The 271-nt window shown below is 36.5% G+C and carries 1 pseudogene; it reads left to right on the top strand.

Annotated elements, in window-relative coordinates:
* Nucleotides 1-271, top strand: a pseudogene (locus tag ADM33_RS08850) (hypothetical protein); the annotation flags it as partial.

Below are 271 nucleotides of genomic sequence, written 5' to 3'. Positions count from 1 at the left end.
TACAGACGAAGACCTTAGACAATTTCAAAAGTTAGCTAACCTAAAACTTGAAATAGGTCTAAAAGAGGCTATACAAGCCGTATTTGGGAGTCTAGCAGACAATGAACAAGAACTCCTAAACCAAGTAATAGATGAGCTCTATGATGAACTGAGCGCCTTAAAACAGGAATTTAAGCGAGAAATACGACTGATAAAAAATGAGAATGCCAATCTAAAAAAGAAAATCCAAGATATTGAAGAGTCGATGCAAACCGGCTTACTAGGGTTTGTT

Origin of the sequence: Streptococcus oralis (assembly GCF_001075875.1) — a bacterium.
GTDB lineage: Bacteria > Bacillota > Bacilli > Lactobacillales > Streptococcaceae > Streptococcus > Streptococcus oralis_I.
Note: the sequence above shows the minus strand (reverse complement) of the source record. Positions and strands in the feature narration are given on the sequence as shown.